Below are 12,625 nucleotides of genomic sequence, written 5' to 3' on the forward strand. Positions count from 1 at the left end.
GTAACTTGGCGAAGAGGTGGTGCCGAAGCCAAGGCCGCGCACACCACTCTCTTCGAAGCCGCGTCCAGAGTTGGAATTGTTTCGCCGGCGCTGCAATGTACGAACATTTTTGCAACGGCCATGTGCATCACTGGGGGGGGAGAAATCCGGTCTCCGGCAATGCCCTATTCCGAGCGTGCCGCTGCCAATACATGCTGACTGCGACATCATCGATCATTCGCATGGTGGGGCGACCTACATCATGCAAAGCATCGAATTTAACGATTACTACGTGGCAACAACGACATCACGCGCGCTAGTGGCCTTGGGTCCTTCTGAGCAGCCCGGCGTGTTGTTGCCTAGAGGAAAAGATGCAACAGAACTTGTTTTTGTCGGCGACCACCAGATGCTACATTCCGTGTCCCTTTCCAGCGGCATGGTGAAGAAGCTCTTCAGAGTCCCTCTGGAGAACGAGGTATGGCAAACTGGCGAGAGTTTAGATGTTAGTTATTCTAATGCCTACGATTTGTTTGTCGCTTACGGTGCCACCGGAGCTTATTTGGGTTCACAAAATATCGCTTACGTGCGCGCCTTTACTCGCGATGAACATGAAAGGTGGAGCATTAATGGAGAGACAAAGAGCGATGAACTTGGCTTTTCCGGAGAAATAATAACACTGCACGTTTTTTTTGGTGGGAAATTTGCAACTCTTGGGAAAGGTAGCGATCCATCATCATATGAAGTGATTGACTTATCCAACGGCGATGTGGTCGGTGTGTTTAAGGGGTGGCCAATTGCTGTCGCGTCGGAAGCCGACCGAATACTTGTGAAAACATCGAGCGACAATTTTTCGTTGTTTGAAATGGTCAATAAATAGCGTGCGACGCGATTACGAATGTCCGCTCCTGTCCGCTTCCGGCCGGTGGCCTAGCACTGGTCAGGGTACCAATGGGCTGATCATCGCCGATTGGTTCTACTGATCAACTAAGCCGATTCAACTAAGCCGGTCTGCGCACTTCCGCATGGACCTGGGCGCAAGAGGTGTCGACGACACCTTGAACGCATGCGGGAAATGCCGGGAAGGTCGCCACGCGGAAATCGAACCATGCGCGATGGCGTCTGGCCGCGCCGACACATCGACCATCGACACGGCCCATGCACGCGCCGCGCCGCTCGCGTGCAACCATCGTCAGGCCTTGCCGCCGACGCCGTTCCCGGCCGCCCCGTCCAGGGCGGCCGCGCCGGCACACGGCGCCCTGCCCGGCACGACCGCGTGGAATTCGACCGAGAGGCCCAGGTCGTCCCGCGTCGGGGCCAGGAAGGATTCACCGGACAAGCCGCGATACGTCGCCAGCGTGCGTTCGTAGCCCCGTTCGACCCAGCGTTGCGCGCGCCCGAGATCCACCACGCCGAAACTCACGCCCAGCACGCGCGGTCCGCCGTTCGCCAAAGTCTCGGCGGCGATGCCGCCGCCCTCCGGCTGCAACGCCAGCAACGCCGTCGGCCCCACCGGCACGCAGAAACCGACCGCGCCGACTTCGGGCAAGCGCACCGGCACCGCATTGCCGAAGCCCATCTTCGCGAGCTGGCGACGGTCGGCGTCGGCGTCGCCCGACACCAGCCATACCGCCGACAGCTCCCGTGCGCCGTTGGGATGCTCGCGCGTCACGCGGTAATCGCCGGCATTGGCGGGATCAAACTGGTCCGGCGCGTAGTCGGCCGCGTAGTCGATGAAGAAGGTGTTGCTCGACAGCGGCGCCCGGTCGAACGCGAACAGGCGCCAGCCCGGCTTCGCGCCGTCGGGCCCGGTGAAGAACGGCGTGACCGCGTAATGGAGGTCCGCGAGCGAGCGGTGGATCGCATCGAGCGCGGAGGAACGAATGCCGAAGGTGCGCGAGCCCGGCCCGCCCTTGAGCGCCTGCTGGTCTTCCTGCATGCCCGGATCGAAGGCCGGATCGGGCCGGGTGATGCCCAGCAGTTCGACGTAGCCGCTGTCGGCGAACCGCACATACCGGTTGGCGACCCCGCCGGGATCGCGTCCGGGCCGCACCTGGAATCCCAGCTTGACTGCCATGACCGAAGTGACCTGGTCGATGCCGCGCCCCCACAGCAGGATATGGTCGAGTCGTGCGGGTGGCGCCGTGGCCGCGCCTGCGGTGGCCTGCGCGGCGCCCAGGCACAAGAGCATTGCCGGAACGAGCAGCATCGGTCGCATGGGGAAACCTCTTGGTGGGGAGCCGCGATTCTCCCGATGGCATGACATGAAGGCCATGACCTCGGAGGTCATGGCCCTCATGTCATGCCCGATGGGATCGGATCGGCTTCGGCTTTCGAACCAGAGTCGCTGGGCCCCGGCATGCGTCGGGGTGACGAGCGGGCGATCGACGTCGATTTTCGCAAGCCCCGTTCGTCATCCTGTCATGGGCCGACAAGGCCGAACCACCGGAGGATGACTGGCGATGATCACCGTCTTTGGCGAAGGAAGAGGCTTCCGGGTCGTCTGGCTGCTGGAAGAGATGGGGCTCGCCTACCGGTTGCGGCCGGTGGACCTGCTGGCCGGCGTCGGAAAGGACCCGGAGTTCCTGGCCATCAACCCCGCCGGTTTCATCCCGGCGATCCGGGACGGTGACGTCACCATGGTCGAGTCCATCGCGATCATGGAATACCTGATGGCCCGCCACGGGCCCACGCCGCTGGCGCCCGCCCCGCACGATCCGGCGTTCCCCGCCTACCAGCAGTTCCTGCACCTTGGCGAAGCCGGCCTCGCGGCCTCCGTCTACTTCGTCGTCGGCGCGCGCAATTTCGCGCCGGAGTCCGAGCGGCAGAACTGGAGCGCCGGCCAGGCGCTGGACGTTTTCCAGAGCCGGCTGGGCCTGGTGACGCGGCAGCTGGCACGCACGCCCTACCTCGCCGGCGAGACGTTCACGGCTGCCGACATCTCGGTGACGTACGCGCTGGAACTGGCGCAGCACGGTGCAGGCATTGCACTCGGCGAAATGGAGCGATCCTATATCGCCCGCACCAGCGCGCGCGCAGGCTACCGGCGCGCCATGGAAACCTGCCAGTCGAGGAAGGCCTGGTTTGCCAGGACGCCTGTCCCATGACCCAGTTCCTCCAGTCCCGACATCCCGGTTTCGAGTAGCAGCCCAGGCTGTGGACATGACTCCGCCCGGGAGCCGTCCCTTGCGATGGGCGGGACCGCCACTCCCCCTGTGATGCCCGTCAATGGGGACGGCGCATGCAAGAAGGAACCATGCACCTGCAGGCAAGGTGCACGGAACCCGTGAACCTGCCCCTATTGCGGCTGCCTGATGGCCTCCGCCCCCTGCCGGTCTTGCCCCAGGCCCCGCTGTCATCAAGAATTGTCGGGAACACCTTTCCCGGTTTGACCACCGCATACCCAACGATGCGAGGATTCCACGCATGTCACGCTTCCCTTTTCTCCGCAGCACCACCATGGCCGCGAGCCTCGGCCTGGCCGCTGCCTGCATGGCGCTGCCCGCCTTGGCCGCCACGCCCGACACGGTGACCTTCCCGGCCAACAGTGTCTGGGCGCAGGAAATCGGCAAACTCGACCATGACAACAACGCGCACGACTACGCCGTGGCGGTCGCGGCAGGCAAGACCTTGCAGGTCAAGCTCATCAGCAACAATGCGAACGCGTATTTCAAGGTGACCGACCAGAGCCGCGGCCAGGAAGTGCTCGACTCCCATAAAACAGGCACCCCTAACTGGTCGACGCCCAACGCGGCGGCCACCACGTATGTGATCCAGGTCTACCTGGACCCTGACGCGGCAAAGCGCGAGGAGACCGCGAAATACGCGTTGCAGATCGGGGCATACGGCGCCGAAGACCTGCGTCCCCCGACGACCGCCGTGACGTTCCAGCCCGGCAAACCCTGGGCGGAACAGGACGGGAGCCTGGCCGCTGGCGCCGCAGCGCACGACTTCACCGTTGCCGTTGCCGCGGGCATGACGGTCTCGGTCAATCTCGTCTCGAAGAACCCCCAGGTGCATTTCAAGGTGCAGGACCCGACCTCGAAACAGCTGATCGACAGCAGCACGGCCGGCTCGAACACCTGGTCCGCGCCGGCGACGGTGGCGGCGACGACCTACACGATCGAGGTGTACGCCGATCCCGCGGCGCTGCCGTCCGGGCAACAGGCGTCGTTCGCCCTGCAGGTCGGTCAATTCGCTGCAGGCGCGCAGCCCGCCGGCGCGACCACGGCCGCACCGCCCGCTGCGGCAAGCTCGGCAGCGCAGCCTTAAGCCTCCAAAGTAGGCAATAGCACCCGCCGCCAGCCGGGATCAAAGCGGGTCAGGGCCACTCCTGGCGGCAACAGGGAGCCCTGGCCCGGCTGGCTTGCCGGTGGATGGGCTGCTGCCGTTGCGGAGACAAAAGGGGGGACGGGGTCATCAAGCGCTTTCAATTACCGCCGCCCCCTTTCCCGCTTCCCGGCTCAACTCCCCCGCCCACTTTTGCGTCTCCGTCCCCTGACGATTCGTCGCCCGCATTCCCCTGCGTCGGTCCCAGGTTGCTGGCCAGGAACGAAAGCATGCGGGTATAGAAATCCTGTTCGTCCGCCGGGTCGTTGAGGCCGTGCCCTTCCCAGTCGTAGGTCACGAACTCCGGCGGATGCCCCGACTTCTTCAAGGCGGATCGCATGGCAAAGGCATACGCGATCGGTACGCGCCCATCCAGTTCGCCATGCGCCAGCAGGACGGGCACCGTGATGGCGGCGGCGCGCGAGATCGGCGAATCGGCAACCAGGGCCGCCTTGTCCATGCCCAGCACCGTCTGCAGGTAGTACATGCCGTAGTCGCTGCGATGGGTATCGCCCCAGCGATACAGCTTGCTCAGGTCGTATGGGCCGGACATCCCGACCGCGCAGCGATACAGGCCGGGCTCGCGCGCGGCCCCCATGAGGGCGGCGTACCCGCCATAGCTCGCACCATAGATGCAGATCCTTTTCGGATCGGCCACGCCCTGGGCGACGGCCCAGCGGGTGGCATCCGTCACGTCGTCCTGCATGGCCTTGCCCCATTGGCGATAGCCAAGCTGCATGAAGCGCTGGCCGAAATCGCTAGAGCCGCGGAAATTCACATGCAGCACGCCGTAGCCGTGCGCCGCCAGCAGTTGGGTTTCCTCGTCGAAACTCCATTCGTCCGCCACGAAGTAAGGGCCGCCATGGACGATCACCACCATGGGCGCCGGACCGTTCGTGCCCTGGGCGCGCGTCAGGAATCCATGCAGGGGCAGCCCGTCCCTGGCCTTGAACTCGAAGGGCTCCATCGCAGCCAGATGCGCAGGGTCCAGCCATGGCATGGCCTGGAACAACTGCGTGACCTTGTGCGTCGTCCGGTCCAGCAGATACCACGTGCCCTCGTCCCGGTCGCTGTAGGTGGCGACCACGAGGGTCGAACCGTCCGCGGTGCGGCCCGTCACGTTGACCACCGTGCCAGGGAAAGCCTTCACCAGCGCGCGGTGCCACTTGGCGTCCTCGCTGTCGGGATCCCAGTAACGCGCCTGTGGCAGGCCAGGGCCGAACCAGGCGCCGATGGGTTCCTTGCCGTCCATGGAAAAAATGATGCGCAGCGGATCCGATACCGGGTCGCTCAACAGTTCGGTGCGCTTGCCGCTGGCAAAGTCATAGCGCTCGATGACATCCGGGCCGTCCGCGCGCGTGCTTTCCAGAAAGGCCGTCCGGTTGTCGCGGGAAATGCCGATCGGCACCACCGCGACATGCGAGGCGTCGCTGTCGTTGAGCGCGGACCACTGCCCGCCGTCGCTGCGCACGTAGAGCTGGCTACGCGCCGTATTGCTCCAGGCCCAGGCGAAGCGGACCGTACCGGCGTGATCGATCATGAGCGAGGCATCGCCCAGGGGAGCCACGGCCAGCTCCTTCCCCTCGTCCAGCAAATGGTCGATGTCACGCAGCCACAAGCTGTAGCGGCACTCGTGGTCCTTGCTGAAATCCTTGCACTCCAGGACCAGGAAGTGGCGATCGTCCCCGTCCACCGTGCCGGAGAAATTCGCCGGCAACAGCTGCGGATGCTTCTTGTGGATGTCCGCCAGATAAAGCACGGAGTCGAAGATGGGCGCGTGATAAGGCCCGATGTCGCGATTCGCCGCAATCAGCAGGCGGTCGGATCCCAGCCACGCCAGCTTCTCGATCTCCCCCTGCTTGCCCGGACTGATCTGCTTGACCGGCTGGAGATCCGAGCGCCGCAGGATCGTGACCATCGTGCCGTCGTCTTCGCGATGGGCAATCGCCAGCAGTGCCCCGTCGGGGGAAATCGCCACGCGTTCGTATTCAGGACGCCGCAGCAAGTCCATGGTCTTCGTACCGCTTTCCGCGATACAGGCGAACGACACCGAAACCAGCAACCACGCCAGCCAATAGCGCCACATCGTGCATCCCCCTGATGCCAACCCACAGTGCGAAAGAACGCCCGCGTGGCGCGGGCGTTCAGTGGTCGAGCCGTCTTGCGGATTCGACGGTATCCGTCGACGGCATCGTACAGAGAAACCGGGCGACGGAGTGCACTTTTCGAGCGTTGGAAAGTGCACTCCGCCTCTGGCTTTCACGCTACGCCAGCGTCCGGCTGCGCATCGGCTACCACATGCCCCTGGGCGGGAAGTGAACCTGAAGTCGGCGGTTGCTGAAAACCCCGGACAAAGGGACGGACAAAGGGGACTTCGTTCTCTTTGCCCGCGCACGATCCAATCGGCCAGCCCCGCCGCTTTTCCTGCCGATTGCCCAACCGGCAACAGGCATGAAATTGCGATACCGTGATCGCCCGTGCCGACCAACCCGCGGCGGCCGCAGGGCCCGCGAAGCGCGCCGGCCCGAACCTTCATCCAGGGAGCTGCCTTGATGCGTCGAATCCCGTCGGTGTGGTGCTGGCTCGCCGTGTGCGCCACCACGTCGATCCATGCCGCCGAATCGCCCCCGGTGCCGCGCGAACAGCCCGCGCTGCACGCACTGGCGACCGCACCGAGCGAAACGGAGCTGCGCGCCACGATCACGCGACTGGTGGGCTTTGGCACCCGCCACACCTTATCCGGCACGCAGTCCGACAGCCGCGGCATCGGCGCCGCGCGGCGCTGGGTGAAGGCGCGCTTCGAGGCGATCTCACGCGACTGTGGCGACTGCCTGGACGTGGTCACGCCGACGCAGGCCTTCACCGGCAAGCGCGTCCCGCGACCCACCGAGGTGATGGACGTGGTGGCGATCAAGCGCGGCAGCACCGACCCGCAACGCGTGATCGTGATCACCGGGCACCTGGATTCGCGCGTCAGCGACGTGATGGACAGCCGCAGCGATGCGCCCGGCGCCAACGACGACGCCTCCGGCGTGGCCGCCCTGATCGAGGCGGCACGACTGCTGTCGAAGCAGGACAACCGCGCCACCCTGGTGTTCGCCGCGCTGTCCGGCGAGGAACAGGGCCTGTACGGCGGCAAGGTGCTCGCCGACTACGCGGTGGCACAGGGCTGGCAGGTGGAGGCCGAGCTCAACAACGACATCGTGGGCAACAGCCGCGGCCAGAACGGCGTGATCGACAACACCGTGGTGCGGGTGTTCTCCGAGGGTACGAAAACCAACGAGACGCCGGCGCAGGCGGCGTACCGCCGTTACCACGGCGGCGAAGTGGATTCGCCCTCGCGCAACCTCGCCCGCACCATGGCCGGGCTGGCCGACCGCTACCTGCCCGACTTCCGCGTGCACATGGTCTACCGCACCGACCGCTACGGCCGCGGCGGCGACCAAGTACCGTTCCTCGAGGCCGGCTACCCCGCGGTGCGCGTCACCGAGGCACACGAGGACTACACCCGCCAGCACCAGGACCTGCGCACCGAACAGGGCGTGCGCTACGGCGACACCATCGACGGCATCGACTTCCGCTATCTCGCACGCGTCACCGCGCTCAACGCGATCACCATGGCCGCGCTGAGCCGCGCGCCCGCGCCGCCCGGCGGCGTGGACATCCACGGCGCGCTGGCCACCGACACCACGCTGGACTGGCGCAAGGTGCCGGGCGCCGCCGGCTACCGCGTGCACTGGCGCGATACCACTGCGCCACAATGGCAGCACGCGCAGGCAGTGGGCGACGTCGACCACTACGTGCTCAGGGACGTGGTGATCGACGACTGGTTCTTCGGCGTGTCGTCGGTCTCGGCCGACGGTTACGAGAGCCCGGTGGTATTCCCCGGCGACGCCGGCAGCTTCGGGCGTTCGCCACCGGTCGCTGCGAAACCCTGAGGCAGGCGAACGTTCGGCCTCCGATGGACGAGGGGCAACCAAAGGGGACGGACAAGGCGCGCCCTGTCCCCGAATTTTCGGTTTGCAGCGCCCGGGACTTGAATACTCACGCCGCAATCCGCTCGATCCGGTCGACAGCCTTGCCGAGCGTCCGGTGAGCCTCTTCCAGATCGTAGTCCGCCTGAAGCCCCAGCCAGAAGCGCTCGCTGGTCCCCAAGGCCGCGGCCAGACGCACGGCGGTATCCGCCGTGACACCGCGCTTGCCAAGCACGATCTCGTTGATGCGACGCGGCGGCACGCCGGCAGCGCGCGCCAAGGCGTTCTGGCTGATGCCCATGGGCGTCAGGAACTCCTCAAGCAACACTTCGCCGGGATGGATGTTGGGCAGGCTCTTCATGATCGACTCGTTGGCGTCAGTGGTAGTCGACGATTTCCACGTCTTGGGCGTCGCCGTCGATCCATCGGAAACAGACGCGCCATTGATCGTTGATGCGGATGCTGTACTGCCCTTTGCGTTGGCCCTTCAGGGCTTCCAGCCGATTGGCCGGAGGAATGCGCAGATCGTCCAGCACCGAAGCGTTTGCCAACATGCGCAGCTTGCGGCGCGCCACGGATTGGATATCGGCAGGCAGGCGCCGGGAAGGCGTTCCGCCCCAGATCTTTTCCGCTTCCTTGTCGGCAAAGTTTCTGATCACGGGCAAACCATAACGCTATCCGTCATATAACGCAAATCGTCATGGACTGGGCGTCGAGAACACTACAAGCCCCTAACTCCTTTTCCTGGGCCAGCCACACGCTGTCAGGGGAGTGCACTCCGGTCCGGGTTTTGGTTAACCTGGGCCAAGGGGAAATCCAATGGCCTTTTGGTGGGTTAACCACAAGCAAACCCGCGACCACGAAGTTCGTGGCGGGTACCTGTGGTCGCCGTACAGAAACACGAACGGCGCCTTCAACCAGACCTACGAGAACATGAAGCTCGTCCGGCCGGGCGACATCATCTTTTCGTACGCACACGGGCGGATCGGTGCCGTCGGGCGAGTGATCGAGGCTGCGTCACCGAGTCCCAAGCCAATCGAGTTCGGGGACGTTGGTTCCTACTGGTCGAATGAGGGTTGGCTGGTTGAAGTGGACTTTGTTCCGGCACGGCGGCCACTAAGCCCGAAGCAAGCGATCGAATCGATCGGGCCGATGCTGCCCGAGCGCCATTCCCCGCTGCAGAAAAATGGCAACGGCAACCAAGGTTGCTATCTGGCGGCGATCTCCGACGCGCTCGGCCACGTCTTGATGGCAATGCTCGACACGCCCGGAGTTCGTGAATCAGACGTGCCTGCCACTTATGTGGTTGAGCGCGAGCCCAACGCGACCGTGCTGGACGACATTCGCCAAGTCCAGGACGACACCTCCGTGCCGGAAACCCAACGCCTGCAGCTCGCCAAGGCACGTATCGGCCAGGGCTTCTTCCGGAAGCAAGTGATTCTGCTGGAGGGTGCCTGCCGGGTTACTGGCGTCACCGACACGCATCTATTGATCGCCAGCCACATCAAGCCGTGGCGGGAAGCGTCCAACAGCGAGCGCCTGAGCGGCCATAACGGCATATTGCTATCGCCACACGTGGATGCCTTGTTCGACGAACAATGGATCACCTTCGAGGACGATGGACAGATGCGCGTACACCGTGCCCTTGCGCGCGATGTCCTCGACCGCTGGGCCATTGATCCAAATAAACAGGTCGAGCGCTTTCGTCCTGAGCAAGCGCACTACCTTGCACGCCACCGCGAACTATTCGCCCAGAAGGCTAGAATCAGTTAGCCGGAGGCGGCCTGTTTCGTTTGGTTGGTGCATTCCAACGGAAGGAGAGGAGCATGGCAAAGCGCAAGAATGGCGGCTTCGAACTACTGGCAGCGATGCCCTGGCCCGTCCCCCTAGTGCTGGGCGTCATCGGCTTTGTGGGTGTGCGATACGGCATCGGCTGGATGATGAGCACCAGCCAGAACGTGATTTTCGCCAACATGGGGAGGCAGCTTTCCAACGGTGCTTACACACCGTTCGCCTGGATCGTGCTCGTCATCTGTTGGCTGGCGGCGCTCGCCTCCTACATCGGCGCCCAACGGCGCCGTCGCTTGCTGGAGACCCAGACGAGTCTGGACAGCATTCGCGCGCTGAGCTGGCGCCAATTCGAGCTGCTGGTGGGCGAGGCGTTCCGGCGCCAGAGGTACACCGTGCAGGAAACCGGGCTCGGCGGTGCGGACGGCGGCGTCGACCTGCTGCTGCGCAGAGAGGGCAAGCTGACTCTAGTGCAGTGCAAGCGCTGGAAAAGCCAACGCGTCGATGTGAAAGTTGTCCGCGAGATGTTCGGGTTGCTCGCCCACCATCAGGCTTCGGCGGTGAAGATTGTCGCAGTAGGCACCTACACCCCGGACGCGCAACGCTTCGCCGAAGGCAAACCGATAGAACTGATTACCGGTGCGGCGCTGCTCGATCTGGTTCGTGGCGTCCAGACAGCAACCACGGAACCCGCGCTCCAGGCGCCAGTACCCACGCCAGCCGAAGCATCCCCCTGCTGTCCGAAGTGCGGCAAGGCGATGGTGCAACGTATCAACAGACGAACAAACGACCAGTTCTGGGGCTGCACGACCTACCCAAGTTGTCGCGGTACGCGGCAGCTTGACGGAACGCACACTGACGTCGGCATCTTTCCATCCAGGTAAGCAAACCTGATCTCGCTCTTGGCTATATGCTGGCCAAGTTGCAGCAAGGCTCACTCACCAGCCCATAAGGAAATACCATGGCAGAGTTACCCAGATTGATGCCAAGCAGCGCCGAATCCGAAACGTTCGGTGGCGTCACCTATCACCTCGGTGGCGAGCTGGTGCCCGTGCTCACCGTCGATGTGTTGTATGCATCGGTCTACTTCGAACATCACATCCTGCTGTGGAAGCACCCCACGGTGAACATTGGCCTGAAGCCCATGCCTGGTGCGCTGAAACGCATGGTGGCCGGTATGCAGGTATTTGTGACCGAAACCAGTGGCGACGGCATGATCGCGTTCAGCCGCGACGGCGCTGGCCACATTCTGGCGATGCATATGGAAAAGGGCCGCGAGTTGCATGTGCGTGAACACCAGTTCCTGGCCGCCACCAGCAGCATCGACTACAGCTTCGAGCGGGTGAAGGGCGTGGCCAACATGATGTTCGGCGGCACCGGTTTCTTCATCGACAAATTCCACAGCCACGCCGGCGATGGCGTCCTGTGGTTGCATGGCTACGGCAACGTATTCGAGAAAGTACTGAAACCAGGCGAGTCGATCGACATCGAGCCAGGTGGTTGGCTGTACAAGGACGCCTCAGTGAGGATGGAAACGCGCGTCGATCGCCTGACCAGCGGCTTGTTAGGCGGCATGAACCTGATCCTCAATCGGTTTACTGGTCCCGGCCGAGTCGGCATCCAGTCAATGTACATGCATTACGCGACCGGAGGGTGAGGTCCATTGCGACGGGCGTGGCACGCGTCCGTCGCCATTGCCTGAGCATGATTTGCGGCGGACTCGCTTTACTCGGCGATGCGTAGTAGCAGCTTTCAAGCCAGCCGCACCCTACTTTATTAGCCACACCCCCTTTTATTCGGTTAGAAAGTGCACTATGCGCCCGTTTCTGATCTGCCAGAGGCCCTTCCCTTAATCCTTCCCCACCTTAATGTTGAGATGGGGGTGGAGGTGAGGACAGCGTGGTGGAGTTCGGGAAGTACTGAAGTATTGGACGATTGGCCGCATTCAATTGAATTTGCTTCCTTTGCGCGCCGAAATCGAACCTAACCGGGATTCGTGCGTAAGATTGGGTTGGCACGCCGTCGACCGTCTCTGGCCTGAACACCCACTCGTGCACACAAGCAAGGGCGGCTCTATCAAGTTCACGATATCCGCTGCTCTTGTCTATCCGCATGTCCATGTTCTGTCCATTCGCACCAACCAGAACAAGGACAACGACTGTCCCCTCATGAGCCTCCCGAATCGCCAGGATCGGGTAGTGCGCCTGTGCTCGACTAACAATGGTTACGGGAACCACCACAGGATCATGCTTCACCGGCGCACAACCAACCAATAGTATTAGCGCCCCCGTAGCACCGATGCGTTGCAATGACATAATTCCCTCGCGTTGAAATTATCTAATGTCCAGACCGAAGTCGAGGTGTGGCTTGCACACCCAACTCACCAGAAAGTCACCCATCACAAGGGACGGAGGCAATTAAGATCTTTTAACAGGCTGTTGAGAAACGCCCCGAAGCAGCGACAATCATAGTTCCCATCAATCATCAGGTCGTGGCTGTGCGCGGAGCCGATATCCAGCAACTTGGCATGTTTTCGTATGTGTCCGTGGACGAGCGCG

General features: G+C 63.3%; 11 protein-coding genes. 7 read left to right on the forward strand and 4 right to left on the reverse strand.

From position 1 onward, the window contains the following. Positions 1–241 precede the first annotated feature (241 nt). Positions 242–856 carry a hypothetical protein gene (locus tag IHE47_RS01115; RefSeq protein ID WP_192103335.1) on the forward strand — a complete coding sequence of 205 codons (615 nt, stop codon included), beginning with the start codon at positions 242–244 and terminating at the stop codon, positions 854–856. Between the two features lie 312 nt (positions 857–1,168). On the opposite strand, the gene IHE47_RS01120 is transcribed toward IHE47_RS01115, so the two are convergent. Next, complete coding sequence (locus tag IHE47_RS01120; protein WP_192103337.1) at positions 1,169–2,194, reverse strand: VOC family protein; 1,026 nt, start codon at positions 2,192–2,194, stop codon at positions 1,169–1,171. Between the two features lie 244 nt (positions 2,195–2,438). Here IHE47_RS01120 and IHE47_RS01125 point away from each other — a divergent pair, with 244 nt between their 5' ends. Next, on the forward strand, positions 2,439–3,083 hold the full coding sequence (locus IHE47_RS01125) for a glutathione S-transferase family protein (protein ID WP_192103339.1): 645 nt from the start codon (positions 2,439–2,441) through the stop codon (positions 3,081–3,083). Positions 3,084–3,402: 319 nt separating this feature from the next. Beyond that, positions 3,403–4,248 carry a hypothetical protein gene (locus tag IHE47_RS01130; RefSeq protein WP_192103340.1) on the forward strand — a complete coding sequence of 282 codons (846 nt, stop codon included), beginning with the start codon at positions 3,403–3,405 and terminating at the stop codon, positions 4,246–4,248. A gap of 157 nt (positions 4,249–4,405) precedes the next feature. On the opposite strand, the gene IHE47_RS01135 is transcribed toward IHE47_RS01130, so the two are convergent. Then, positions 4,406–6,391, reverse strand: coding sequence for an alpha/beta fold hydrolase (locus IHE47_RS01135; protein ID WP_192103342.1), 1,986 nt, complete (start codon positions 6,389–6,391; stop codon positions 4,406–4,408). A 466-nt stretch (positions 6,392–6,857) separates the two neighbouring features. Between IHE47_RS01135 and IHE47_RS01140 the strand changes: the two genes are divergently transcribed. Further along, positions 6,858–8,243: a M20/M25/M40 family metallo-hydrolase gene (locus IHE47_RS01140; RefSeq protein WP_192103344.1), complete on the forward strand. Its 1,386-nt coding sequence runs from the start codon at positions 6,858–6,860 to the stop codon at positions 8,241–8,243. A 106-nt stretch (positions 8,244–8,349) separates the two neighbouring features. On the opposite strand, the gene IHE47_RS01145 is transcribed toward IHE47_RS01140, so the two are convergent. Both IHE47_RS01145 and IHE47_RS01150 read right to left on the reverse strand, forming a co-directional pair. After that, complete coding sequence (locus IHE47_RS01145) at positions 8,350–8,640, reverse strand: HigA family addiction module antitoxin (protein WP_192103347.1); 291 nt, start codon at positions 8,638–8,640, stop codon at positions 8,350–8,352. A gap of 16 nt (positions 8,641–8,656) precedes the next feature. After that, positions 8,657–8,938: a type II toxin-antitoxin system RelE/ParE family toxin gene (locus IHE47_RS01150; RefSeq protein ID WP_192103349.1), complete on the reverse strand. Its 282-nt coding sequence runs from the start codon at positions 8,936–8,938 to the stop codon at positions 8,657–8,659. Positions 8,939–9,098: 160 nt separating this feature from the next. On the opposite strand from IHE47_RS01150, the gene IHE47_RS01155 reads away from it, so the two are divergent. The 3 genes from IHE47_RS01155 (at position 9,099) to IHE47_RS01165 (ending at position 11,724) form a co-directional block, all read left to right on the forward strand. Further along, positions 9,099–10,052 carry an HNH endonuclease gene (locus tag IHE47_RS01155; RefSeq protein ID WP_192103351.1) on the forward strand — a complete coding sequence of 318 codons (954 nt, stop codon included), beginning with the start codon at positions 9,099–9,101 and terminating at the stop codon, positions 10,050–10,052. Positions 10,053–10,105: 53 nt separating this feature from the next. After that, positions 10,106–10,951: a restriction endonuclease gene (locus tag IHE47_RS01160; protein WP_192103353.1), complete on the forward strand. Its 846-nt coding sequence runs from the start codon at positions 10,106–10,108 to the stop codon at positions 10,949–10,951. A 77-nt stretch (positions 10,952–11,028) separates the two neighbouring features. Next, complete coding sequence (locus IHE47_RS01165) at positions 11,029–11,724, forward strand: AIM24 family protein (protein ID WP_192103355.1); 696 nt, start codon at positions 11,029–11,031, stop codon at positions 11,722–11,724. Positions 11,725–12,625 lie beyond the last annotated feature (901 nt).

The organism is Rhodanobacter sp. DHB23 (genome assembly GCF_014842975.1).
Lineage (GTDB): Bacteria > Pseudomonadota > Gammaproteobacteria > Xanthomonadales > Rhodanobacteraceae > Rhodanobacter_A.